Origin of the sequence: Vreelandella vilamensis, assembly GCF_031451755.1 — a bacterium.
Taxonomy (GTDB): Bacteria; Pseudomonadota; Gammaproteobacteria; order Pseudomonadales; family Halomonadaceae; genus Vreelandella; species Vreelandella vilamensis.
This window is the reverse complement of the sequence record NZ_JARWAN010000013.1, coordinates 1-25762: the sequence shown is the minus strand read 5'-3', so window position 1 is coordinate 25762 and position 25762 is coordinate 1. Positions and strand designations below refer to the sequence as shown.

Sequence of the window (25762 nt, the reverse complement as noted above, 5' to 3'; positions counted from 1 at the left end):
GTAGTGAGTATTAGTTTAGCCAGAAATCTAATCACACAATAGCGTTAATAAATGCTAAAAACTGTGCTGAAACGTGAAAAATAACGAAAAATCGGCCCAATATCGCATAATAGCGCTATGCTTGATGTAATAGATTGGGCAGACTGATCAGGTTAATAGCATATTTGTATGTGATCACTGTGTTTGGCGTTATAGTTGATCAGATTTTGTGTATTTAAAAATAGTGTCTTAAACCGGTAAAACGACCCATGGAACGTGCGACATGGAACTAAGAGAATGGCTTATAGTGTTAGGGCTGGCGTTGGTTTCGCTGATCGTCATTGATGGTATACGTCGGCTTCAGCGCCAACGCCGGGTGCCTCAGTTAGACCAAGCGACGGGTACCGACGACCTGCGCGACGCCAAAACTTCCGATAAAGACCCCGAAGAGGCGCAGCGTGAAGCTGAACTAAGCTGGGAGTTACCTAATGGTGGTGCTCGAGTATTAAAGCCTGCGGATTATAGCGGGTTGAGCGGTAAGCCTAAACTTGAGCGCCAAGCACATCCTGGACCTTCTCGGGTGCTCTCAGAATTCCGTCGGATGAAAGAAACCAAAGAGGCGCCTTCTCGTGGTTCCAGCGCGTCAGCGAGCCAAGCGCCAACAGCTGAGTCGTCGCGCCTGACCGAACCTACGTTATCAGTCCCCCCCGCAAGTGCTGCCGAGCCAACCGAGCATGTGCATGAAACGAATCATGTGCACGAAACGGATCGTGTTGAAGCAGCCGACAGTGTTAGTGCAGCTGAACACGCTGATGCAGCTAAACGTAAAGCAAGCGAAGCTCAGGCGCACTCAGCTCAAGCGCGCTCAGTTCAGAAAGACTCATTGCCGGAAGGCGGTACGCCTCCATCGTTAAGCGCTATCCGCGCCGACGAGGACGATGTTAAAGCTCATCTTGCTCAGCATAGCGAAGCCAAACGGCGTCAACTGCGACATGATATAGCCGGAGAGCGTGAGCAAGCCGATCACGATGACGAGCAGTACGAAGAGGACAGTTACCGTCTAGTCGATTTTGACGGCATCAAGCAATCCCTAAAAGAGCGTATGACCGAGCGCCGCAAAGCGAAACAGCAAAAGAAAGAAGCAAAAGCTGAACGGGCCAAAGCACAGGCTAAAGAAAAAGCTGAGCGCAAAGCGCGAGAAGAGGCGCAAGCGGCCGCAGAGGCAGAAAAAGCGCGCCTAGCCGCTGAACAAGCAAAAGTTCAAGAAGCCGCCGCTGCCAAAACTGCTGATGCGGTGACCTCAACTGATGAATCGCCGGTAACGACGCGGGCGGAAGGCGCTCAGGGCGACGAAACGTACGACGAATATGCAGTTGATGGCAACGACTTTCATGATAACGACGGTCGCTACGATAACGTTGTTAGTCCGCACCCCACCTTGGAAAAAGCACTACGCCACGATGTGTGCGGGGGTCACGCCCGCAAAACGCTGACCAACGCCGATGAAGTGATTGTGATCAGTGTGATGTCGCGGGACAAGGAAGGCTTTGATGGTGGTACATTGCTTGAGCTATTAATGGCGTGCGGTCTTCGCTATAGCCGAGGCATGGGCGTATTTCACCGCTTTGAAACCGAGAGCCCTGATAGTGAACTGCAATTCTCCATGGTTAACGTGGTGAAGCCAGGCTCTTTCCCGATTGAAGAAATGGATGAGTTTGTTACGCCCGGTGTGACATTCTTGATGCCGCTGCCCGGCGCTGAAGACAGTAGTGCTGCCTTTGAAGCCATGGTCGAGACCGCGATGGTGGTAGTGCGCCATTTAGGCGGCGAGCTTAAAGACGAGAACCACAGCGTGATGACGGCACAAACCATTGAGTTCGCCCGTCAGCGCGTGCACGAGTTTGAGCGCCGACACCGTTTGCATCAGCAAATGCAGGCGCACTAACCCGGTTTTCTTTTGCACGCTCGTAAGTAAAAAAGCACCCGCTGCCTGCCCCGGCAGCGGGTGCTTTTTGTACAATCTAGCCCTACATTCATCTCCTCTGCCTTGCTTGGATTTGCCTTCATGAGTCAGCCCGATGCCGCCGTGCTTAAGGATATTGCCACCCTCCGTGCCGAGCTGGAAGATGCCAATTATCGTTATTATGTGCTCGATAACCCCACGCTCACCGATGCCGACTACGACCGTAAGTTCGAGCGCCTTAAGCAGTTAGAAGCGCAATATCCTGAGCAAGTAACGCCAGATTCACCCACGCAGCGTGTGGGTGCCGCTCCTGCGGATGGCTTCCCCGAAATCACCCATGCTACCCCTATGCTGTCGCTCGATAATGCGTTTAGCCGCGCGGATATAGTGGCTTTTGCCGAACGCGTGGCCGAGCGGCTTGAGTGTGAGCCGGATGAGATTTCGTTCTCGTGTGAACCTAAACTTGATGGCGCGGCGGTGTCGCTGGTTTATGAGCAGGGCGTGCTGGTGAGCGGTGCCACCCGGGGTGATGGACGAACCGGCGAGGGGATCACCTCGAATCTGCGCACGTTGCGTTCGGTACCCCTTCGTTTGCGAGGTGATAAAGCCCCTTCGCTTTTGGAGGTGCGTGGGGAAGTCATTATGCGCCATTCAGGGTTTGAGGCGCTCAACGAGCGTGCGCGTGAGGAAGGGAGTAAAGTATTTGCCAACCCCCGTAACGCGGCGGCAGGGAGTTTGCGCCAGCTTGACCCCCGTATCACCGCGACCCGCCCGCTTGAGTTTCACGCCTATCAAGCCGCGCGGTTAGAGCCGGATATGGGCGATGCCACCCACAGTGCCTTGATGCAGCGCCTATCCGATGTTGGCTTTCGCACTAGTGACGAGCTGTCCGTGGTGACCGGCCCAAGCGCCGTCGCGGATTATTGTGAGACGCTAGGAGAGAAGCGCGACCGGCTTGGTTTTGATATTGACGGCGTGGTGATCAAGGTCAATGCCCTTCGCTTGCAGCGCGAGTTGGGGTTTGTTGCCCGTGCGCCGCGTTGGGCCGTGGCATTTAAATTCCCCGCACAGGAAGAAATTACTCGCCTCAATGACGTTGAGTTTCAAGTGGGGCGTACCGGCGCCATTACGCCGGTAGCCCGCTTGGAGCCGGTAAGCGTGGCGGGTGTCATGGTGTCTAACGCCACACTGCATAACGCCGATGAGATCGCGCGGCTGGATGTGCGCATTGGCGATACAGTCACCATCCGGCGTGCGGGCGATGTGATTCCCCAAGTGGTGCGCGTTGACGTTGATAAGCGCCCGGCTGATGCCCGTGAAATTGTCTTTCCGACCCGTTGCCCGGTGTGCGACTCGGAGATTGAGCGGGTGGAGGGCGAAGCGGTGGCGCGCTGCTCTGGCGGGCTCTACTGCCCAGCACAACGTAAAGAGGCGTTAAAGCACTTCGCCAGCCGCCGCGCGCTGGATATCGATGGTTTAGGAGAAAAGTTGATTGATCAGTTAGTGGAGCGCGATTGGGTCAAAACACCGGCCGATCTTTTCCACTTAAGCGTCGATCAGTTGCAAACGCTGCCGCGTATGGGGGAAAAGTCGTCGTCTAACCTGGTCAATGCGCTCCAAAACGCCAAAGAAACCACGCTTTCGCGCTTTATTTATGCCCTGGGAATTCGTGAAGTGGGCGAAGCGACCGCCACTAATTTGGCCACGCACTTCGGCACGTTAAGCGCCTTACAAGAGGCCGACAAAGCCGCGTTAGAAGCGGTGGATGATGTTGGCCCTGTCGTTGCGGCGCATGTGCATACGTTTTTCCGTCAAGTACATAACCAAGAAACGCTCAAGGCGCTGTTGGCGGCGGGTGTGCGCTGGGAAGAGCGCGACGTGGTACGCGGCCCTACGCCGCTAGAGGGGCAAACCTGGGTGCTTACCGGCACTCTGGAGAGCATGACCCGCGACGAAGGCAAAGCGCGCCTGCAGGCACTGGGTGCCAAGGTTTCCGGCAGCGTATCGAAGAAAACCGCTGGTTTGGTAGCGGGCGAGGCCGCGGGTAGCAAGCTGACCAAAGCCGAACAGTTAGGCGTTATGGTTATCGACGAAGCCACGTTTCTTAAGCGCTTAGACGCTTGGGAAAACGGCAAAGAAGGAGACAACGCATGAGCCGATTCATCGAAGTGCCCGCGCGTATGCTGCCAAGTGAAACACTCGATGCCCTGCTTGAAGCCTTTGTGACCCGCCAAGGCTATGACACCACCGATACCGGCGCAGGGATGCGCGGCTGGGTTGCTGAGCTAAAACAGCAGCTTGAGCGTGATGAGTTGATTATTGCGCATGATCTAGAGCTGGAAATGACCGAAGTGATGACGCTGGCGCAGTGGCGTAGCTTTGGTCGTGACCTTGGTGACGATGAAGAGGAAGGTGATCTCGTTTGACGCACATCAAGCTCACGTCAGCTTTACGCGCTTTGCGACCAAAAGCGTGTTTATCCCTACCTCGCGCCTGGCATAGGCTAGCTAGCACTTTTTTGGGTGCTGTTTAGCACTATTTACTTAAGCAAGCTTTTAACTAAGCAAGTGGCAGGCCGCGATGCGCTCTTGGTATTTTCGACTCTTACAGCCGTTTTCTACACTGCGCGGCTTCGTTTTTTGCGTCATTCTCGCGTCAGCGCTTGTCGTCTTTTTAGGCGTGACGCTGGCGGCCTCGCTGCTTTATGAAGACATCATGCGTCGTCAGGCGGCACAAACGTCGCAGAACATCGCTGAGCAGACGTTTAACTCGATGTTTGAAGTGATGCGTCGTGGTTGGGATCGTGAAGAGTTGGAGCGCTTTGTCGAGGCAACCAAATCGGCTCACGAAGACTCTCCCTTTGATCTCGAAATCTATCGTGGCGCGCTGGTGGCCGAGCTTTACGGTCACATTACGCAGCCACAGATGGATCGGCCGATTCAAAACGCGTTTGCCGACGGTGAGCAAAGCGTTACGTACGACGACAACATTACCCGCCGTATTTATCCCATGACCGCCCGTGCCGAGTGTTTGGCTTGCCATACCAATGCGCAAGTGGGCGATGTGCTGGGCGTGATTGATATTCAGCACGATATGAACCCGGTTGCTTCTGAGGCGCGCCGGGGCTACGTGGTGTTGTTTGTGATTGTGTCGCTGGTCATGCTGTTTGCCGCCGGGCTAGTCTCTTCGCTTGCGGCAGAGCGCGTTAAGCGCGCACTGGATCAGTTTCGTGCGCGCTTAAGCTCGGTGAACACGGTGAAAGATTTCCGCACGCTGGATGTCAGCGATGTGGATCTCTCCTTTGATGAGCTAAATCATGCCTTTGGCGATATCAATGCCTTGGCGCAGCGGCTGAAAAACGTCGCCGTGGATAAGGATATTCTTGAGTTTGAAATTCGCCTGTTGAGCAAATTTATCATCACCTCCGACGTGGTGCGCGACTGGCGTGAGTTTATCAAAGACCTGCTCATCGAGATCAATACGATAATTGACGCGCATACGCTAATGACCATCTTCCAAGTGGAAGACGAAGGCTATGAGTTGGAGATATTCTGGTACCGCGAGCCTACCAAGGGAGATCGTCAACTGCTTGAGCGCATTGTCTCCCGTCAGCTTGAGCAGAATCCGCACTTTCAGGAAGATGTGGCGATTGTGCGCATTACCCACCACAGCGTTGAGCATAACGGTGATATTGACAGCCAGGCGATTACCATTAGCCCGGAAGAGATCGAGTTGGAAACCAAATCGTTACTGCTGGAAGCGCCGCGCATTGGCGGCGTGGTAGGTATTGGGGTGCAGTCCGAAATCGCCAAAGACCCGATTCGCCATATTGTGATCGACGGCATTCTCTCGACGCTATTGAACCTCGTTGGCTCGGTTAAAGCGATTTACAAATATACGTGTGATCTTGAGTTTTACGCCACCCGCGATCCGCTCACGTCGCTGCACAACCAGCGCGTGTTTAAAGATCTGCTCCACTACGAGGTGGGGCGCGCCAACCGCCATAAAGAATCTTTTAGCCTACTGATGCTCGATGTGGACAATTTCAAACTGGTTAACGACCGTTATGGTCACGCCTTTGGTGATCAGTTTTTGCAGGCATTCGGTAAGGCGCTCTCTAACGCCGTGCGTCCGGGCGATTTCCTAGCCCGTTACGGGGGTGATGAATTTACGGTCATTTTGCCCGATGCCGGCGCTTCTCAGGCGTATTCGGTGGCGCAGCGCATTGCAAGGGAGCTTTCCGAGCTAGTGTTAATGGCCCCGGATGGCTCTCCCGTGCGGGCGACCACGTCGGTGGGTATTGCGGTTTATCCCGAACACGCCGAGGACCCGAAAGACCTGTTCTTGCTCGCCGATAACATGATGTATAAGGCCAAGCGCCAAGGGAAAAATTGCCTCGCCCTGCCGGAAGAGGATGAAGTCGCGGCGATTTATCGCGAAGTGGGTGAGAAAAACCAGATGGTGCTCAATGCCCTGGAAGAGGGACGTATCGTGCCGTACTTCCAGCCGATTGTGGACGTGAACAGCGGCGAGACGCACATCCACGAGCTGCTTATGCGCATTGAACAGGATGGCCGCATTGTGCCCGCCGGTGAGTTTATCGATATCGCCGAAAGCATCGGCGTCATCCACCGTATGGACTATATGCTGATCGAAAAAGCCTTTAAGCAAATTCATGTACAGGGCTATACCGGTACGCTATTTATCAATCTCTCGCCGCGCTCGCTGATCATCGGTGAATTTATCAACCGCATTCACCAACTAGCGCTGGATTACGAAATTGACCCGAAGCGGATTGTATTTGAGCTCACCGAGCGCGAAACGGTTAGCAACCTACAGCTGTTGGAAAAGTTTGTGCTCGACCTGAAGATGCAAGGCTTTAACTTTGCGATTGACGACTTTGGCTCCGGCTACTCCTCGTTTCATTATCTCAAGCAGTTCCCCATCGACGTCATCAAAATCGAGGGTGAGTTTATCCGCAATATGCTGAATGACGATAAGTACCTGGCCTTTGTGAAAAGTATCGTGACGCTAGCGAAGAGCCTAAAGGTAGAGACAATTGCTGAGTTTATCGAAGACGAAGCGGTCATGAACGCGGTACGCGAGCAAGGTATCGATTACGGCCAGGGCTACCACTTAGGCCGCCCCGCCCCGGATTTTCTTATCTGAGGCCTAGTCTTAGCTGACGCATAATTTTAGCTGACGCTTAGTCATAGCTGACAGCTATAAAGGAAGCGCAGGCTATAACACTTGGCGGCGAATCAGCGCGCTGATAATCCGCCGTCCAGGGTGGAGGTGATCCGCCAGCGGCGCTTCTAACGGCAGCGGTTCATCGCACATGCGCGACGCGATCACTTCAGCGCACAGCGGCGCGCTGGCTAAGCCCCGCGAGCCGTGGGCAGCACTGATCCAAAGCCCCGAATGGTGTTGACCGGTTTGCGTCGGCACGCGCGAGGCGTCTTTGCCCAACACGGCATAATCCGCTTGCCAGGCGTCAGCATTTGGCACCGGGCCTGCATAGGGCGACTTATCCGGGCTTGCCGCCCGCACCGCCGCGCGGCCTTCAAAATCCTCGGCGCTAAGGCCCGCGTTTTCCAGTGCATCGGCAAGCGCTGGCACACTCTGGCGCAGCTCATCAAGGTTGCGCTGGTGCTCCTCAGGGAATACCCCGGTCGTTTCGCTGTTGGGCACAAAGCTCGCGCCAAAAGTGAGAATGCCAGCCAACGCCGGTGGTACATAGCCACCCGCGCAAATCACCGGTTTTGGGCCGGTGACGTTAGCGGGCAAGGGCACGCTCGATACCTGGCCGCGTACCGCCTGCAGCGGCAGAGCGCGCGTTTGGGTAAAGCCATTTGCTAAATGCGCGCTGGCAATCACCACCTGGTCCGCCGCTAATAGGTCACCGCTTGCCATCGTCAGTTGCCAGCCGTTGTTCCTTTGGTGCAACTGCGTAACCTCGCCTTGTTGGTAATGCACTCCTGGTGTTGTTAATAATCGCTCACATAGTTTTTGGGGGCGTACCCAGCCGGCCTGTGGGTAGAAAAGCCCCTGCTCACCCGCCACGGGAAGCCCCGCTAGGGCGTTAAGTTCGCCTCGCGGGTGAAGGGTGAGAAGCGAAGCGGGCAGCGGATGATTAGCGAAAAAACGGCGTTGTCGCTGGGCTTCTTTGTCGCTTAATGCCAGTTGCAGCACACCGCTTTCGCCCCACAGCGTTCGCGCTGGGTCGAGCCATTTAAGCCAACGGCGGCTGTACATGAGCCCGCTAAGATAAACCCGGCTTTGCGCGTTGGTTTCGGCGGCAAGCTTAACGTAGAGCGCGCCTTGGTGATTGCCCGAACCACCCGCCGCCGGGGTGGTTTTATCCACCACGGTGACCGCCACGCCACGCCGTGCTAGCGCAGACGCCACACTGCTCCCGGCGATGCCAGCGCCAATCACCACTACGTGCTTGACAGGCTGAGGCGGCGGTGGCGTGAACCAGGGCGTTTGGCGGCGGCGTGTGTCAGCGGGTGGCGTGCCGATATGACCGGCGAGCATTTCCCGCTTGCGCCCAAACCCCGATACTTTTTGCCAGCGAAAGCCGGCGGCTTTCAGGCCGCGCTTAACGACCCCGGCGCAGGTAAAAGTGGCAAACGTTGCCCCTGGGCGTGAGCGCGCCGCCATGGCGTGGAAAAGTGACGGCTGCCACATCTCAGGGTTCTTTGATGGCGCGAAGCCATCCAGAAACCAGGCATCAACCTGACCATCGAGCAATGCGAGCCGCTCGGCGGTATCGCCAAAGTGCACATCGAGCGTCACCCGCTCGCTCAAGTGCAACCGGTGGATACCGCTCACCGCGTCCGGCCACTGCGACCGTAGCGGCTGTGCATAACCTTCAAGCGACGGCCAGGCGCTGAGCGCTTTCGCCAGAGCTTGGCGCGGCAGTGGATACTTTTCAGTGGAGAGTAAATGCAGCCTTGCCGTGGCGGGGGCGTGGCGCTCAAAGCATGCCCAGGCGCAGAGCATATTGAGCCCGGTACCGAAGCCTGTCTCGCCGATGACAAACGCCCGCGCCTCGCGCCAGTTGGCAAAACGCTCGGGCAAACGGTTGGCGTGGATAAACACGTGCTCCGTTTCGGCATGCCCGTCTTCACGGGAAAAGTACACGTCATCAAAGGCTTGCGAGTGCGGTGCGCCGTTTTCCCAACGCAGCTCGGGTGGCGTAAGGGCCGAAAGCGCGGGCAACGGGGGAAAGCAAGAAGGGCCGGTGGACTGGGTCACAGAAGTCTCCGCCTGCAAGAGCGTATGGTTGAAGCATAAGTGGTTAAAAAATAACCAATGTGGTGAGCCGGGCGTTATTTCTGGCTTAGCGAAAGGCGTCCGCCGAGTTTTCACAGAGTTGTCCACAGCCACTGTGAAAAAAGACGGTGTGGAAAAACGGTTGTGAACAGCCACGGACGCCTAAGCACATTAAGGCAAGACTTTCTTAAACGGTTTTACCATGACGTTGGCGTAGACACCGGCAATCATATACGGGTCGGCGTCAGCCCAGGCCTGCGCGGCATCGAGGCTTTCAAACTCGGCAATCACGAGACTACCGCTAAAGCCAGCCTCGCCGGGGTTATCGGCGTCGATGGCCGGGTAGGGGCCGGCCAGTAGCAAACGTCCTTCATCGCGAAGCGCTTCCAAGCGCGCGAGGTGGTCAGGGCGAGCGGCCAAGCGGCGCTCTAAACTGTTGGTAACGTCTTCGCTGATAACGGCGTACAGCATGGGCATAACTCCTTGATAACGAAAGTGCGCCATTGACCACATGATTGGCAGAACGCACTATAACGGCATATTCTGCCTTGTTTGAGCCCGCTATTTTGACAAACTCGTTCGACGGCGTCATGCCTATTGCCACACTTCCTCGCACGCTCGCTGCCGATCAGCACTATTCGGTTGATTTCCATATGCATTCTACCGCCTCCGATGGTGCTCTTTCGCCTACGGCGTTAGTTGCGCTGTGTGCGCAGCGAGGGTTGACTCATATGGCGTTGACCGATCACGACACGATGGATGGCGTGTTTGAGGCCGAGCAAGCCGCGCAACAGGCGGGTATTTGCCTGTTGCCGGGTAGCGAGATATCCACACGCTGGCAGGGGGTGGGGATTCACGTGGTGGCGCTGATGCCGAACGGCCTGCAAGGCCCGCTGGTCGAAGGGCTTGCGCAGCAGCGCGAGGCGCGGATCGAGCGCGCCGAGGTGATCGCCCAGCGGTTGGAAAAAATGGGGTTGCCAGAGGCGCTAGCAAAAGCACGCGCTCACGCGGGGAGCGAGCGACCGCTAGGGCGCCCGGATTTTGCCCGCGCGCTGGTGGAAGAGGGCGTGGCTAAAGATTGGGCCGATGCGTTTAAACGCTTTCTTGGCAGTGGCAAAAAAGGCGACGTTAAAGCGCAGTGGCCGGAAGTGAGCCAGGCGGTAGAGTGGATCGTGGCCTCTAAGGGCGTGGCCGTGATCGCTCACCCGCTGCGCTACCGGCTGACGCGGCGTAAGCGCGGACTATTGATGGATACGTTTTGTGAGGCGGGTGGCCAAGCGGTGGAGCTGGTGAACGGCCAGCAGAATTCGGATGCCACGCGGGATTTGGCGCGTCAGCTAGTCGAGCGCGATTTGTACGTTTCACTCGGCAGTGACTTTCACTTTCCTGGTAGCCACGCAGCACCTGGAAGCATGAGCGTTGTGCCCCGCACGGCCGCGCCGCCGGTATGGTGCCATCCGCTTTTAGCCTCGCGCTGCTTTGTCCGTTAGCGACTGTTAATGAGCGATTGGCTGCTAAGCACGCTCGACTAGACTATCTATACTGAAACGTTATTCACCGTAGGGAGGCTTTGACCATGAGCCAATTTTTTCAGATTCACCCGGAAAACCCGCAAAAGCGCTTGATTGATCAGGCAATCGAAATTATTCGAAAAGGCGGTGTGGTGGCCTATCCCACCGATTCCGGTTACGCACTGGGCTGCCACCTTGGTGAGAAAAAAGCCATCGAAAAAATCAAATGGCTGCGCTCGCTGGACGATAAACACAACTTTACGTTGGTGTGTTCGGATCTCTCCGAAATTGGCACCTACGCGAAAGTGGACAATGACGTGTTTCGCCTGCTGAAAGCACACACGCCGGGGGCTTACACCTTTATTCTTGAGGCCACCACCGAAGTGCCGCGCTTGCTTTTACACCCTAAGCGCCGCTCTATCGGGGTGCGCGTGCCGGACCACCGGATTACGCATGCGCTACTCGATGCCCTGGGTGAGCCGCTGATGAGCGTGACGCTAATCCCCGTGGGCGAGGCATTACCCATGACCGATGCCGAAGATATCCGCGAGCGCTTTGGCGCCCATCTGGATTTGATTATCGACGGCGGGGCGTGCCAGCTTGACCCGACAAGCGTCATCGACCTGCGCGATTTGCCACCGAAAATCCTCCGCGAAGGGCGTGGGGATGTGGCGCCGTTTCAAGCGCTTTAAACATCAAGTGTCTTGATCATTCTCTGTCGAAGACTCGTGCTTGCGCGGGTCTTCGCTGTACTCATCCAGCCAAGTGCCGCAGCGCAGGCAGTAGAGCGCTTGTTTTTCGTGGCGGTCATAGCCGCAACCGGGGCACGCTTCGTCGGAGTAGCGGTCTTGGCGGATCGAGCGAATCACCTGCGCTGAAAACACCCCGGTGGGCACCGCGATAATCGAGTAGCCAATCAACATGAGTATCACGGTAATCGCTTTACCGAGCGGGGTGACCGGCACGATATCGCCGTAACCCACCGTGGTCATGCTCACAATCGCCCAATAAATCGAGATGGGGATGCTAGTAAAGCCCGCCTCAGGGGATTCGATGGCGTACATCAACGCGGCAAACAGCGTGACCACCATCAAAATGCTGAAGAAAAACAGAAAAATTTGCCGCAGGCTACGTTTAAGCGCATCGAGCAGTAATCGCCCCTCACCGACAAATTCCATCAAGCGCAGAATACGAAAAATGCGTAGCACCCGCAGTATACGAATGAGCACCAAGCTCTGGGCGCCGGGGACGACCAGCACCAGCCACGCCGGCACGATGGCCATCAAATCGACAATGCCGTAGAAGCTTTTTAGATAAAGCCATGGGCGTTCCAGGCAATAGATCCGAATGGCGAGCTCCACGGTAAATAGCAGCGTAAACCCCCACTCGATATACCGGAATACCGTGCCAAAGCGAGCGTGGTAGGCCTCGACACTATCGAGCAGCAGGGCCGCGACGCTAATCAAAATGGCGATGATCAGCGCGATGTCGAATGTTTTCGCGGCCGGTGTATCGGATTCGAAAATCAGGTGGAAAAGCTGGGTGCGCAGACCTTTGCCGGCGGGTGTCAGGCTCATCGCGGTGTCCTTACGTCAGTCGTCAGATTCGCGTCACGTCAACGCAGCTCGGTGGGTTCTGCTAAAGACCGCGCCAGGGTCAGCGCGGCGCTACCATACGCCGTATTGGGCTGGCCGTATTCATCAAGCGCCTGAAGCAGCGTTTGGGCGAGCGGGCGCACCGAATCATCAAGCGCGGGATGTGCGGCAAGCTGCGTGAGCGCTTCCAAGGCCCGGGTGAGAAATGCGTTCTGGCCGCTATCGTGGAAGGCGTCCAGCGCCAGTGTGGCCCGGTGGAGCCATTCGCTCGGCGTGTGCGCTTCGGGTAGCGGCCAATGTTGGTGGCCCAGTGCGGCGCCGCGGGCCGCTTTGCTGCTGTCCGACGGGCGAAGGGCAACGTCCGCCGCTAAGGTCGTGGCAAGGTCCCACAGGGCGTTGGGCGCGCCACCTTTAAGCTCCAACTCCATCTCACAAATCGGGGCGTGATGGCCATGACAGATAATGTCCCCCTCGTCGAGCGCCAGCTCAATATGGCTTTCCTGGTGGTGGATATCCCACGTTGTGCGCGTGAAATCGGTGCGCAGCTGGGGCTCAAGGGTTGCGAGAGTGGCATCCTCCATCGCCTGAAACGGTGGTAGTGCTTTCAACCCGGCGATATCGAGTTGGTTGCCACTGACTTCCCATTCCCACTCTTCACGGGAGGATAGCCCGCCGCCGCCTTGTCCGGCAGTTTTAACCGTTTGCAGCGTTTGGCCGTTGACCTGGCGCAAGCGTAGCGCAACGCGCGCCGCGCCAAGGGCGCCGTCCGGGGTATCAAAGTAGGTATTGGTCAGCGTAAGCCGCGTTGCCGTGGTGGTATCAAGCAGCGGGTGGGCAGCCAACTGGGCCGGGCCGCCGGGAGCGAGGGCCAGTTTGAGCTCCACTTCCGTCGGGGCTACAGCAGAGACTTTCGGATTTTCCATGACGTTTGCCACCTCGTTAATATGACACTACGGTTAAATTTTTAAGACAGTATGAATTTTTTGTGACGAGCGCCAGGTCAGTCTTTATACTGGCGCCCGCCAAATCCAGGCTTTCCGAAAACAGGCTAAAAGGCTTTATGGTTACCTCCAATCCTTTTTCTGCGATGTTTGGCCGTTCGCCATTCCAGCCGCTGCTGGCGCATATCGTCAAAGCGAATGACTGTGCCGACCAGCTACTGCCGTTCTTTGAAGCATCCCTTCAAGGTGACTGGGAGAGTGCTGCCCAACTGCGTGAAAACATCACGCGTTTGGAGCACGAAGCGGATGTGCTTAAAACAGAACTGCGCCTCAACCTACCCAATACCATGTTTTTGCCCGTGTCACGCTCGGATATTCTCGATTTGATCAGCGTACAGGACAAAATCGCCAATAAGGTACGCGACATTACCGGCATTATGCTGGGGCGCAAAATGCGCGTGCCGGAAAGCCTTGCCGAGCCCATGCGCCACTACATGCATACCAGCGTGGCTTGTGTAGCCCAGGCGCGCCAGGCGCTTGAAGAGCTGAAAGATCTGCTTGAATCCGGCTTTGGGCGCAACGTGTCTGATGTCATGCAGAACATGATCCGTGAGCTACATACCCTTGAGCATCAAGCGGACAGCCAGCAAGTGGAAATTCGTCGTCAGTTATTTGCGCTGGAAAGCGAGTTACCGCCGGTCGATGTGATCTTTCTTTACAAGATCATCGATTGGGTCGGTGAGCTTTCCGACCGCGCCGAGCGCGTGGGTAGCCGCTTGCAGATTCTGACCGCGCGTTAAAAGGGGGCAAGATGCAAATTATTGCGCAACACGGCGAGATATTCATCATTCTTGCCTGCTTGTTTGGCTTCTTCATGGCTTGGGGGGTTGGGGCCAACGATGTCGCCAATGCCATGGGCACCTCGGTTGGCTCCAAAGCCATTACCATCAAACAAGCGATTATCATCGCCGTTATTTTTGAGTTTCTCGGTGCGTGGCTTGCCGGCGGTGAGGTGACCAATACCATTCGCAAAGGCATTATTGACCCGGAGCTTTTGCAAGATGATCCGCAGCTGTTGGTCTACGGTATGCTCTCAGCATTACTGGCAGCGGGTACGTGGCTTTTGATTGCCTCAATGAAAGGCTGGCCGGTTTCCACCACCCACTCCATCGTCGGCGCTATCGTTGGTTTTGCCGTTGCCGGTTTAGGCGCGGCCACGGTGGATTGGGGTGGTGTAGGGGCCATTGCCGCGAGCTGGATCGTATCGCCGCTGCTGGCTGGCACCGTTGCCTTTGTGATATTCAAATCGCTGCATCACCTGGTGTTTGAAGCCCGCGATCCGCTAACGGCCGCTAAACGTTATCTGCCCGCTTACGTATTCCTCGTGGGGTTTGTGGTGGCGATGGTCACCATGACCAAAGGATTGAAGCACGTTGGTCTTGATCTCTCTTTTGCGCAAAGTTTGGTGATATCGGTCATTTTCGGGTTGCTGCTCTCGGCCATTGGCACTTGGATGGAGCGCCGCGTGAAGTACGTCGAATCCAGTGATGACCACTTCGGTTATGCCAACGTTGAGCGCGCTTTTGGCGTGCTGATGATCTTCACCGCGTGTGCGATGGCCTTCGCCCACGGCTCCAACGATGTGGCCAACGCGGTCGGCCCGCTAGCGGCGGTAATTAGCGTAGTACAAAGCGGCGGCGATGTTGAAGGCGCGGCGCTGGTGCCTTGGTGGGTGCTGGTGTTGGGCGGTGGCGGCATTGTCGTGGGTCTGGTGACGTACGGCCACAAGGTGATCGCGACCGTCGGCACGGGCATCACCGAGCTTACGCCTAGCCGTGGGTTTGCCGCCACGCTTGCCGCCGCGACGACGGTGGTGCTGGCTTCGGGCACGGGGTTGCCGATCTCCACCACGCATACGCTAGTGGGGGCGGTGTTGGGCGTGGGTCTTGCCCGCGGCATGGCGGCGCTTAACCTAAGGGTGATTGGCACTATCGCCATGTCGTGGTTGATTACGCTACCTGCCGGTGCGGGTCTTGCCGTTTTGTTCTTCTTTATTTTCAAAGGCATCTTCGGCTAGCCCTTAACGCCAAAAGCGTTCAACAACCCTCAGCGGTATCTTCTTGTGCATGACGCAGCGAGAAGATGCCGCTTTTTTGTGTTCTGCTAAATTTTTTGTGCTCTGCTAAAGTAAGCGGGCCGGTAAAATCGGCATACGAGATTTCATTCACCCTGCTGCCGGAGAGCGGCCCTTGGATACGCGCTTCCCTTTTGTTGACTGGTTCCGTAATGCATCGCCCTATATCAATGCGCACCGCGGACGAACCTTCGTCATTTTGATCGAAGGCGAGGCGATGGCATCGGGGCGTGGCGAACAGCTGATACAAGACTTGGCGCTTTTGCACTCGCTAGGTGTGCGCTTGGTGGTGGTGTTTGGTATTCGCCCCCAGGTGCAGGCGGCGCTAGCGCAAGCCAAGGTGACGCCCAGGCGCGTGAACGGCCGCTGGGTCGCCGATCGCGCGGTCATGGCGACCGTTGAGCAAGTCGCGGCGCATCAGCGGCTGTGGCTAGAAGCGCGGCTTTCGCTGGGGCTACCCAGCACGCCGTTGCACGGCGTTGAACTCAACGTGATTTCCGGCAACCTGGTGACCGCTAAACCGCTGGGCGTGCGCGAAGGGGTCGATTTCGATCACAGCGGCGAGGTGCGCCGGGTGCGCGCCAGCGCCATCCAAGGGTTATTGGATAAAGGCGCGCTAGTGTTGTTGTCGCCGTTGGGGTTTTCGAGCACCGGAGAAGTGTTTGATTTAGACGCCTCTGAGGTGGCGCAGCACGCCGCCGTGGCGCTAAAAGCCGACAAGTTGATTTTGCTCGGCGAATCGGAAGGGCTGGAAGACGAAACCGGGGCGCTATTGCGTCAGCTCTCGCCCTTTGAAGCGCAACCGCGGTTACGCCAGGCCACACCGGGCAGCGAGTTGGCGCGCCATCTTCATGCGGCCTGCCAGGCGGCCCGCGAAGGGGTCGCACGCACGCATCTTTTGTGCTGGCGCAACCACGATGCGCTGCTGGGGGAGCTTTTCACCCGTGACGGCGTGGGCACCATGATCACCCAGCATCGCTACGAACAGCTGCGCCCGGCGACACTCAACGACGTCGCGGGGCTTTTGGACCTGCTCGAACCGCTGGAGCAGCGCGGCATGCTGGTGGCCCGCTCCCGCGAGCGTTTAGAACATGAAATTGATGACTACGTGGTGATCGAGCGTGATGGCATGGTCATTGGCTGTGCGGCGCTGCACGCCTTTGCGGATGCACAACTCGGTGAACTTGCCTGCGTGGCCGTGCACGCGAGCTATCGCGGTGGCGAGCGGGGCGAGCGGCTGGTCGACGCCATTGAGCAGCGCGCCCGAAGCCGCGGCATTGCGAGGCTCTTTGTGTTGACCACCCACACGGCTCACTGGTTTGTCGAGCGCGGCTTTGCACCCGCCAACTTGGACGATTTGCCGCCGCTGAAGCGTGAAACGTACAACCACGCGCGAAAATCCAAAGTGTTGATTAAGGCGCTACTGTGACCCCCCTTGAGCGCTGCAATATCGCGGGCACGCCGTTTGAGTTGGGCTGCCAGCTTGGCGAGCGTGGGCGTGACGCCGTTCACCGTGTGCTGAGACACGACCCTGCTTGGCAAGCTGTGCAAGCGCAGGCGCGAGAAAACGCTGACGTGATAAGGCGATTGGCCGCGAACACACAGCGTGACTTCCCCGCCGTCTGGCAAGAGCTTTGCGGCCTTGCCGAAGGGCTTGAGCTGCCGCTAGTGGATGTCGTCGCCTGGAATTGTCGTGGGGATTTGTTGGCGACCGCAGCGGATGGCTGCACCAGCGTGCAGCTGCCCGGGGTGCTTTTGGCCCATAACGAAGACGGCTTGCCGTGCTTGCAGGGGCATTGTCTGTGGGTCACGGCGCAGCCGGCAGGGGAGGCGGCGTTTAGCGCCTTCTGTTATCCCGGTTCCCTGCCGGGGCATACGGTGGGGGTACGCCACGGTGATTTTGCCTTTGCGGTCAATAATCTGCGGCTGACTCAGGTAACGCCGACAATCCCTCGTATGGCGGTGTGCCGTGCCCTTTTGGGCGTTTCCGATATCGACGCGGCGATTGAGCTGCTTGAACGCTTCAATCAATGCGGCGGTTTTCATCTCACGCTGGCCGAGCGGGGCGGCAGGCGCATGGTGAGCGTCGAGTTTGGCGCGGGCGACACCGTGCCCACCGTGCTTTCGGCGCCGGCCGTTCACGCCAATCACGCGCTTTACCATCCGGGTAAACAGTGCCTGACGCGCTCCTCCGCTGATCGTCAGGGCCGTGGCGAGGCGTTGCTTGCTCAAGGCGTGCGCAACCCGCTGACGATTCTTCAAGATCAAGCACAAGAGGCGCTACCCATTTTGCGCTGTGAGCCTGACGACCCGGATAACGAAAATACCCTTGCCAGCGTGGTGATAACGCTCGGCAAGACACCCACCTGGGCCTGCTATTTGCCGGGTGAGACATCGCCCTGCCAGCAAGGCGCTTGGTAAGCGTTTAACGCTGATAGCGCCGTTTTACCTCGACGCTGAGCTTGCCTTCACCCAGGCGCAGTTTGAGCGTTTGCCCCGGTTGCGTGTCTTGCGCTCGGCGAACCACTTGGCCGCTCTCGTCCTGCGCGATGGCGTAGCCACGCCCCAATACAGCCAAGGGGCTTATTGCATTCAGCTCGCGCGCCGCACTGGTGAGCCGCGCTTGCTGTGACGTTAGTGTGCGCCGCATGGCGCTATCTAAGCGCCGTATTAACTGGTGGAGTCGCGCTTGTTCGGCTTGGTGCAGGCGAGTCATGTCCTGGCTTGTCAGCCGCCCTTTGAGTTGTTCCACGCGCTCTCGCTGCTGGGTAAGCCGTGCGTTAGTGGCCCGTTGTAAGCGCTGACTGAGAATAGTGAGGTACTGGCGCTGCTGTTTGAGCTGTTCACCGGGGTGGCGTAATTGGGCTCGCAGCGTATCGAGCCGTTGGTTGTCTCTTTCTAGGCGGGCCTGCATGGCCCGCTGAAGGCGGTTTTCATGGTGCTCTAGCTGGCCCTTGAGGGTCTGCTGGTCGGGCACCAGGCGTTCGGCGGCGGCAGAAGGGGTCGGCGCGCGCTCATCGGCGGCAAAGTCGGCCAGTGTCACATCGACCTCGTGGCCGACAGCCGACATCACCGGCAGGCGTGAATGAAAAATGGCCCGCGCTAAATGCTCGTTATTGAACGCCCACAGATCCTCCAAACTGCCGCCGCCGCGGGTAATGAGCACTGCGTCGCGCTCAGGATCGAGCCGTGATTGACGATTGAGTAGGCCGAGGGCGGCCACCATCGCGGGCGCGGCCTCCTTGCCTTGCACCGGCACCGGAATCAGCGTCACCTCCGTGAGTGGCCAGCGCGCGCTTAACACCGCCAGCACATCGCGAATGGCGGCTCCCGTGGCGGAGCTTAAAATCATTAGCCGCCGGGGTGGGTGGGGTAGCGCGCGTGCATTGGCAAAGACGCCTTCAGCGTCAAGCTGGGTTTTCAAGCGCTCAAACGCCGCTAGCAGTTCGCCCAAGCCCGCCGCTTGCACCGCCTCGACAATCAGCTGGTAATCGCCACGCGGCTCAAACAGGGATACTCGCCCGCGCAACTTGACCTGATCACCATCGCGCATGGGTGCGCTCACAAACCGCGCTTGCTGGCGAAACAGCGCACAGCGCACCTGAGCACGATCATCCTTCAACGTGAAATACGCATGGCCGGAGGCTGGGCGCGAGACATTGGAAAGCTCACCCTCAACCCACACCTCGCCCATGTCGCGTTCTAGCGCCTTACGCGCCTGGCGGTTGAGTTCGCTAACCGAGAGAGCGGCGGGTTTGTCTGGCATGAAATTACCTTGTGTTGCGTGAGAAAATGTCGTGTGAGAAAACGTTGCGTGAGAAAACCTTGTCATGGGTGTTGGTAACGTGTCTGCGAATTGCTGCCTTGGTCGCATAGGCGTTATACTACGCGACTAACCTTTCATGCCCCATCTTCCCACTTCAACATTGGGTGTTGCCGCTATGCTACGTATGGCTCAAGAAGCACTTACGTTCGACGACGTATTACTTATCCCCGGCTTCTCCGACGTTCTCCCCAAGAATGTCAGCCTGAAAACCCGCCTGACGCGTAACCTTTCGCTCAACATTCCGCTGCTTTCTGCTGCAATGGACACGGTGACCGAAGCGCGCCTGGCGATTGCCATGGCGCAGGAAGGTGGTATCGGTATCATTCACAAAAGCATGACCCTGTCGCAGCAGGCCGCTGAAGTGCGCAAGGTGAAGAAGCACGAAAGCGTCATCGTGAAAGACCCGGTTACCGTCAGCCCCAAAGCCAAGCTTGAAGACCTGCTTGCCATGGCGCGCGAGTATGGGTTCTCCGGTTTCCCGGTGGTCGAAGGCGAAACCCTGGTGGGTATTGTGACCGAGCGCGACATGCGCTTCCAGCCCAACCACGGCGACAGCGTTTCCGATATCATGACCCCCCGCGAGCGGTTGGTCACCGTGTCGGAAGGCACCCAGCTTGAAGAAAGCAAAGTCAAGATGCGCGAACACCGCATCGAAAAGATGCTGATCGTTGACGACGCCTTCCACCTGCGCGGCCTGGTGACCTTCCAGGACATCGAAAAAGCCCGCACCTACCCGATGGCCGCCAAAGATAGCGATGGCCGTTTGCTGGTAGGCGCTGCTGTCGGTACCGGCCCGGAAACCCCGGACCGCGTCGCGGCGCTGGCCGAAGCAGGCGTAGACGTGATCGTGGTGGATACCGCCCACGGCCACTCCGAAGGCGTGATTGACCGCGTTCGTTGGATCAAGGAACACTTCCCCGCCATTCAGGTAATCGGCGGCAACATCGCCACCGCTGCCGCTGCGAAGGCACTGGCCGAGGCGGGCGCCGATGCGGTGAAAGTGGGCATCGGCCCCGGTTCTATCTGCACCACCCGGATTGTCACCGGCGTAGGTGTGCCGCAAATCACCGCCGTCTCCAACGTGGCCGCTGCGCTCGAAGCTTACGATATTCCGTTGATTGCCGACGGCGGCATCCGCTTCTCCGGCGACCTTTCAAAAGCCATTGCCGCTGGCGCCAGCGCGGTCATGGTGGGTGGTCTGCTGGCCGGTACCGAAGAAGCACCGGGCGAAGTGGAGCTTTACCAGGGCCGTACCTACAAAGCTTACCGCGGCATGGGCTCCATGGGCGCTATGTCCGAGAACCAGGGCAGCGCTGACCGCTACTTCCAAGACAAAGCCGAGGGCGCCGAAAAACTGGTACCGGAAGGCATTGAAGGCCGCGTGCCGTATAAAGGCGTGATGGGCGCGATCGTCCACCAGCTGATGGGCGGCTTGCGTGCCTCCATGGGTTACACCGGCTGCCGCGATATCCAAGAGATGCGTACCAAGCCGGAGTTCGTGAAAATCACCGGCGCTGGCTTTAACGAATCCCACGTCCACAACGTGCAGATCACCAAAGAAGCCCCCAACTACCGCGCAGGCTAATCGCGCAGATGAATGAAACGGCGGCGAGGCACACCCTCGCCGTTTGCTTTTTTGGCCTCGGCCACCAACGAGATATTGCCATGACTGATATTCACGCCCACAAGATCCTGATTCTCGATTTCGGCTCCCAGTACACCCAGCTGATTGCGCGTCGTGTGCGCGAGATTGGTGTCTATTCTGAGGTTCGCGCGTTCGACATCACCGAAGCAGAAATCCGCGAATATAACCCCAACGGCATTATCCTCGCGGGCGGCCCGGAATCGGTCATCGAGTTGGATTCTCCGCGCGCGCCACAGTGCGTGTTCGAGATGGGGCTTCCCGTATTAGGGATTTGCTACGGCATGCAGACCATGGCCGAGCAACTGGGCGGTAGCGTCGAAGGCTCGCATCAACGTGAATTTGGCTATGCGCAAATCCGCATTGACGCCGACACCGCGCTATTTAAAGCCATTAAAGACCACGTGGATCACGACACGGGTAAGGGTCTGCTTGATGTGTGGATGAGCCACGGTGACAAGGTCGCCAAGGCGCCGGCCGAGTTCACGGTGACCGCGTCCACGCCCAGCTGCCCGATTGCCGCCATGGCCTGGGAAGAAAAGCAGTTTTATGGCGTGCAGTTCCACCCAGAAGTGACCCACACGCTGCAAGGCCAGCGGATTCTGGAACACTTCGTGCTGGATATTTGCGGCGCCGAAAAACGCTGGACGCCTGCGCAAATCATCGAAGACCAGGTACAGCGGGTACGCGAGCAAGTCGGCGACCGCCACGTATTGCTCGGTCTTTCCGGCGGGGTGGATTCCTCCGTGGTGGCCGCGCTGTTGCACAAAGCGATTGGCACCCAGCTGACCTGCGTCTTCGTGGATAACGGCCTGCTGCGCAAGGCAGAAGGCGACCAGGTAATGGAAACCTTCGGCCAACACATGGGGGTGAAGGTTATTCGCGTGGACGCGGAAGATTTGTTCCTGGATAAGCTCAAAGGCGAAAACGATCCGGAAGCCAAGCGCAAAATCATCGGCAACACCTTTATCGATGTATTCGATGATGAAGCTAGCAAAATCGAAGGTGTCGAATTCCTGGCCCAAGGCACCATCTACCCGGACGTGATCGAATCTGCCGCCTCGAAAACCGGCAAAGCGCACGTGATCAAATCCCACCACAACGTGGGTGGCCTGCCGGAAACCATGAAGCTCAAGCTGGTTGAGCCGCTGCGTGAACTGTTTAAAGACGAAGTGCGCAAACTCGGCCTGGAACTCGGCCTGCCTTACGACATGGTCTACCGTCACCCGTTCCCAGGGCCTGGCCTGGGCGTGCGTATCCTCGGCGAAGTCAAAAAAGAGTACGCCGACATCCTCCGCGACGCGGATGCCATCTTCATCCAAGAGTTGCGCAACGCCGGATGGTACGAAAAAACCAGCCAAGCGTTTGCCGTATTCCTGCCGGTTAAATCCGTCGGTGTGGTCGGCGACGGCCGCCGCTACGAATGGGTCATCGCGCTACGCGCGGTCGAAACCATCGACTTCATGACCGCCCGCTGGGCGCACCTGCCCTATGAGCTGCTGGAGAAAGTCTCCAACCGGATTATCAATGAGTTGGAAGGGGTTTCGCGGGTGACCTATGACGTGAGTAGCAAGCCGCCTGCGACGATTGAGTGGGAGTGAGGTTTGAGCAGCCTGAATTGATAAAAAACCCGCCTTCCAGCGGGTTTTTTTGACATCAAGTCTTAATGTCGCTGAACTTGCGATCTGTCGAGGAAAGGTGCAGATTGAGCGCTAATTTGAGTTCGCCTATATGGTCTTCGGTCTTGCCCCGCTTGCGATAGAGCGCCAGGACCTTCTCGGCTGAGTAGTGATAGCGGCTGAGGTTAGTGACCAGGAAAAACGCATGCGGCAGCAGGTCGTCAGGCTTTTCCTGCACCATCAATGTCACACGCCGCAGTGATTCTCAGCTACCGGTCCGATATTCCAGGTCATGGCACCACTCCCGTTGCTCGTGCATGCTCAAAAATCGTAGGGGTTTGAGTGAAGCGTTAACGGTGTGCATTTTTCATCACCCCATGTTCGCTAACGCACGGTCAAGTGATTATTTATCCTTTAATATCATTTTTAGTGCGGCGAAGGGTTCACCAATACAGGAGGTTGCACTTATTTTGCGGCAGTGAACGTAGCGCCTTTCTTTCTTCGTGGACTGCTTGTTCAACAGTATTCGTTCTACGGACCGAGCTTCGATCTTGGTTTCAGGGATTTTAGTGGGCACGGTTAGCACCGACAAAAAGATGTTGACATTATGGCCTATTAACTTTCATGACTCATGTCGAGCAACGGTAATTGGAACCGTAATAGAAGAGATGCACAAGGTATTTACAAGTAGAGGCTCGAGCCAAACATCCAGTATGAGTGACTTCGTCAACCCTTATTTTCAAAGCCTTGAAGACTCCATATTAGATATTTCCTCTGCGAGTAAAGTATTTATGAAAACCATCTTTGTCCTGGCGCTTGGAACGATAGCTTTTTTCTTGGCTATCTCCGTTAAGGACTCGACCATCGCGCAAATCTTTCTAGCCTCGTTGGGCGTGGCATTATGTATGGTGGCGTTAACGCCAGGTTCTGCTCGAAGGGAGCTGAGGGCACTCTGGCGCCGTAAGCCGAGCAAAACTAAGTTGGGCGAAGGAATCGACCTCAGCTGAACTTGGCCGGACGTGCGTCGTTAATCTTGATTTCTACCCCTAGAACAATTTTGCTCTGATTTGTTAGCTGACAAAACTGTCGTCTATGGATGAAGCCGATAAGATGACTGACCGTAACCGAGTAACATTGTAAAGTCCTGGACTGAAAGTGGCTTACTAAACAAAAAGCCTTGGGCGCCATCGCAACCTAACATTACGAGACGATCCAACTGTGTTTGAGTTTCAACACCCTTGGCGATAACGCGTAAGGACAATTTCTGGCCAAAATGGATAAGGGCTTCAATAAAGCTGATATTTTCTGGGCTATCGAGCATGTCATGCATAAAGCAGGGGGCGATATTAATGGTTTCGAGGGGAAAGCATTTCAAGCGTTTCAGGCTGGCCGTGCCGGTACCGAAGTCGTCAATGGCGATGCGTATCCCTAAATGACGCAACGCGGTCAGCGTCGTTATCGAAACATCGTTTTCATGATACACAAGGCTGCTTTCGGCCACTTCCAGTTCTAAAAAATGGGCGTCTAGCCCCGTCTGGGCCAAAATCTGGGCAATATAGGAGGGCAGTGACTTATCTTGTAGCTCCATAGCCGAGATGTTCACCGCAACAGGTACGATCTCCATACCTTCTTCTCGCCACGCTTGTAATTGGCGACAGACCTCAAACAGTACCCAGTGACCAATGGGGCCAATAAGTCCACGGGCTTCTGCAACAGGGAGAAATGCCGAAGGCTGCATAAGGCCGAGCATGGGGTTGCGCCAACGCACCAGCGCTTCCGCACCACACACAAGACCATTCGCGATATCTATTCTGGGTTGGAAATCGAGAAAGAAGGTCTTTTCCTTCAGCGCCCGATCCAGTTGAAACTCGATATCGCGTCGCTGCTCTTTCAAGGCATTCATATCGGCCCTGAACAGCTGATAATGGTTGCAACCGCTCCCCTTGGCGTAATACATAGCCGTATCAGCATTATTAAGCAGTGTACGGGCATTGATGCCGTGGTCGGGATAAAGACTGATGCCAATGCTGGTGGTAATGCGCAGCTCGTGACTGCCAATTCGAAACGGTGCGGCGAGTGCGGCCAGGATTTTCTCCGCAATACTGGCGGCATCTTGTGGCTTTTCAATTTCATTGAGCAGCACTACGAACTCATCGCCCCCCTGCCGACATACCGTGTCCGTGTCGCGGACACATTCGCTTAGGCGGTCAGCAACCGCCTGCAAAAGACTGTCACCTACAGAATGACCGAGAGAATCATTGATGGGCTTGAAAGCATCAAGGTCTAGATATATTAAAGCCACCTGATGCTGATGCCGTTTGGCTAACCCAATGGCCCGAGAAAGGCGTTCTTCAAGTAAGACTCGGTTGGGTAGCCCGGTGAGCGCATCATGCTGCGCTTGATAGGCCAATTTTGAAAGTTGGAGGGGGGAATGGCAGGCATCATGAAAGACAATCACCGCGCCCCTGATAAAACCGTCACGGTCACGGATGGGGGCTGCCGAGTCCTCTATTGCCAATTGACTTCCGTTCTTACGAATCAGCACGCTATCCATGGCAAGCCCAACGGTGCGGTTTTCCTGCATGGCACGCTCTGCAGGGTTGGCCGCCGTCTTTAGTGTCTGCCCATTGACGAGTATCAAGACTTCGGCCAATGGCTTCCCCATCGCATCGGAGCTCGACCAACCCGTTAGCTTTTCGGCAACACAGTTTAAATAGGTAATCCGGCACGCCAAGTCGGTTGTCACCACCGCATCGCCGATTGAGTTCAACGTTGCCTGAGCCCATTCCCGAGAGGCTTGTAAGGCAGTCTCCGCCTCAATTAGCCGTGCCTTTTCATGTTTTTTGAGAAAAAAGCTGTCAGGTACCTTTGCATCGTCATTTGAGCCATTGGCTCTTGGCAATACATCATCGAATTCCATCGATCCTCTCCTCGTAGGCCGACAACAGCGCCCTTAAGCGTTATAAACCTGGCGCATTTCATTGGGGGAGACTGGTTAGCAGCGGGAAAGTGGCAGCCTTAAAACTAAATATAAATAGAACTGCAAGAGTTATTCTGTACGCTAACGAACACAACGTGTTTAACGCCACGCAGCGTGAAACGTGCTGTAGGCATAAGGAACACCACGATCCCTACGGCGTAGAGTGCAACGTCCTGTTTAGGTAGTTTCGTTACCACACTAAACCCGGGTTATTCACGAGGCAGGCCTGAAAACAAAAATAGTGGATGGTAATCTCTAATGTAATCAATACGTTCCGGCAAGAACACGATTCCA

The 25762-nt window shown here is 56.7% G+C and carries 19 protein-coding genes and 1 pseudogene; 13 read left to right on the top strand and 7 right to left on the bottom strand.

What is annotated here, in order from left to right:
* Positions 1 to 262 precede the first annotated feature (262 nt).
* From QC823_RS09215 to QC823_RS09200, 4 genes are all read left to right on the top strand, one after another.
* Positions 263 to 1924, top strand: a complete 1662-nt coding sequence (locus tag QC823_RS09215; protein WP_309656053.1) for a cell division protein ZipA C-terminal FtsZ-binding domain-containing protein — start codon at positions 263 to 265, stop codon at positions 1922 to 1924.
* A 120-nt stretch (positions 1925 to 2044) separates the two neighbouring features.
* The gene (gene ligA / locus QC823_RS09210; protein ID WP_309656052.1) at positions 2045 to 4096 is read left to right on the top strand and encodes an NAD-dependent DNA ligase LigA; all 2052 of its coding nucleotides are present in this window, start codon (positions 2045 to 2047) and stop codon (positions 4094 to 4096) included.
* Entirely contained in the window at positions 4093 to 4368 is a 276-nt protein-coding gene (locus QC823_RS09205) for a YheU family protein (RefSeq protein WP_309656051.1), read from the top strand. Before ligA ends, QC823_RS09205 begins: the two co-directional genes overlap by 4 nt.
* 154 nt (positions 4369 to 4522) lie before the next feature.
* Positions 4523 to 7111 (top strand): putative bifunctional diguanylate cyclase/phosphodiesterase, encoded by a 2589-nt coding sequence (locus QC823_RS09200; protein WP_309656050.1) that lies wholly within the window; start codon positions 4523 to 4525, stop codon positions 7109 to 7111.
* Between the two features lie 72 nt (positions 7112 to 7183).
* Here QC823_RS09200 and mnmC read toward each other — a convergent pair whose 3' ends face one another.
* Positions 7184 to 9202 carry a bifunctional tRNA (5-methylaminomethyl-2-thiouridine)(34)-methyltransferase MnmC2/FAD-dependent 5-carboxymethylaminomethyl-2-thiouridine(34) oxidoreductase MnmC1 gene (gene mnmC / locus QC823_RS09195; RefSeq protein ID WP_309656049.1) on the bottom strand — a complete coding sequence of 673 codons (2019 nt, stop codon included), beginning with the start codon at positions 9200 to 9202 and terminating at the stop codon, positions 7184 to 7186.
* 189 nt (positions 9203 to 9391) lie between these two features.
* On the bottom strand, positions 9392 to 9691 hold the full coding sequence (locus QC823_RS09190) for a YciI family protein (protein ID WP_309656048.1): 300 nt from the start codon (positions 9689 to 9691) through the stop codon (positions 9392 to 9394).
* A gap of 119 nt (positions 9692 to 9810) precedes the next feature.
* Between QC823_RS09190 and QC823_RS09185 the strand changes: the two genes are divergently transcribed.
* Together QC823_RS09185 and QC823_RS09180 are read left to right on the top strand one after the other, a co-directional pair.
* Entirely contained in the window at positions 9811 to 10710 is a 900-nt protein-coding gene (locus tag QC823_RS09185) for a PHP domain-containing protein (protein WP_309656047.1), read from the top strand.
* A gap of 86 nt (positions 10711 to 10796) precedes the next feature.
* Positions 10797 to 11423 (top strand): L-threonylcarbamoyladenylate synthase, encoded by a 627-nt coding sequence (locus QC823_RS09180; RefSeq protein ID WP_309656046.1) that lies wholly within the window; start codon positions 10797 to 10799, stop codon positions 11421 to 11423.
* A 3-nt stretch (positions 11424 to 11426) separates the two neighbouring features.
* Here QC823_RS09180 and QC823_RS09175 read toward each other — a convergent pair whose 3' ends face one another.
* On the bottom strand, positions 11427 to 12308 hold the full coding sequence (locus QC823_RS09175; RefSeq protein ID WP_309656045.1) for an ion transporter: 882 nt from the start codon (positions 12306 to 12308) through the stop codon (positions 11427 to 11429).
* A gap of 38 nt (positions 12309 to 12346) precedes the next feature.
* Positions 12347 to 13249, bottom strand: coding sequence for a CYTH domain-containing protein (locus QC823_RS09170; RefSeq protein WP_309656044.1), 903 nt, complete (start codon positions 13247 to 13249; stop codon positions 12347 to 12349).
* A 137-nt stretch (positions 13250 to 13386) separates the two neighbouring features.
* Here QC823_RS09170 and QC823_RS09165 point away from each other — a divergent pair, with 137 nt between their 5' ends.
* From QC823_RS09165 to QC823_RS09150, 4 genes are all read left to right on the top strand, one after another.
* A complete protein-coding gene (locus tag QC823_RS09165; protein ID WP_309656043.1) occupies positions 13387 to 14067 on the top strand; it encodes a TIGR00153 family protein in 681 nt (226 codons plus the stop codon).
* Positions 14068 to 14078: 11 nt separating this feature from the next.
* Positions 14079 to 15344 (top strand): inorganic phosphate transporter, encoded by a 1266-nt coding sequence (locus tag QC823_RS09160; RefSeq protein ID WP_309656042.1) that lies wholly within the window; start codon positions 14079 to 14081, stop codon positions 15342 to 15344.
* A gap of 172 nt (positions 15345 to 15516) precedes the next feature.
* A complete protein-coding gene (argA, locus tag QC823_RS09155) occupies positions 15517 to 16830 on the top strand; it encodes an amino-acid N-acetyltransferase (protein WP_309656041.1) in 1314 nt (437 codons plus the stop codon).
* The gene (locus QC823_RS09150) at positions 16827 to 17822 is read left to right on the top strand and encodes a C45 family peptidase (protein ID WP_309656040.1); all 996 of its coding nucleotides are present in this window, start codon (positions 16827 to 16829) and stop codon (positions 17820 to 17822) included. The genes argA and QC823_RS09150 overlap by 4 nt, the downstream gene beginning before the upstream one ends.
* A gap of 4 nt (positions 17823 to 17826) precedes the next feature.
* Here QC823_RS09150 and xseA read toward each other — a convergent pair whose 3' ends face one another.
* Entirely contained in the window at positions 17827 to 19167 is a 1341-nt protein-coding gene (gene xseA, locus QC823_RS09145) for an exodeoxyribonuclease VII large subunit (RefSeq protein ID WP_309656039.1), read from the bottom strand.
* Positions 19168 to 19342: 175 nt separating this feature from the next.
* Here xseA and guaB point away from each other — a divergent pair, with 175 nt between their 5' ends.
* Positions 19343 to 20812: an IMP dehydrogenase gene (gene guaB / locus QC823_RS09140; protein ID WP_309656038.1), complete on the top strand. Its 1470-nt coding sequence runs from the start codon at positions 19343 to 19345 to the stop codon at positions 20810 to 20812.
* 80 nt (positions 20813 to 20892) lie between these two features.
* A complete protein-coding gene (guaA, locus tag QC823_RS09135; protein WP_309656037.1) occupies positions 20893 to 22470 on the top strand; it encodes a glutamine-hydrolyzing GMP synthase in 1578 nt (525 codons plus the stop codon).
* A 61-nt stretch (positions 22471 to 22531) separates the two neighbouring features.
* On the opposite strand, the pseudogene QC823_RS09130 reads toward guaA, so the two are convergent.
* Positions 22532 to 22801 (bottom strand): annotated as a pseudogene (locus tag QC823_RS09130) (transposase); the annotation flags it as partial.
* A 400-nt stretch (positions 22802 to 23201) separates the two neighbouring features.
* Here QC823_RS09130 and QC823_RS09125 point away from each other — a divergent pair.
* On the top strand, positions 23202 to 23495 hold the full coding sequence (locus tag QC823_RS09125) for a hypothetical protein (RefSeq protein ID WP_309656035.1): 294 nt from the start codon (positions 23202 to 23204) through the stop codon (positions 23493 to 23495).
* An 83-nt stretch (positions 23496 to 23578) separates the two neighbouring features.
* On the opposite strand, the gene QC823_RS09120 is transcribed toward QC823_RS09125, so the two are convergent.
* Positions 23579 to 25408 carry a putative bifunctional diguanylate cyclase/phosphodiesterase gene (locus QC823_RS09120; protein ID WP_309656034.1) on the bottom strand — a complete coding sequence of 610 codons (1830 nt, stop codon included), beginning with the start codon at positions 25406 to 25408 and terminating at the stop codon, positions 23579 to 23581.
* Positions 25409 to 25762 lie beyond the last annotated feature (354 nt).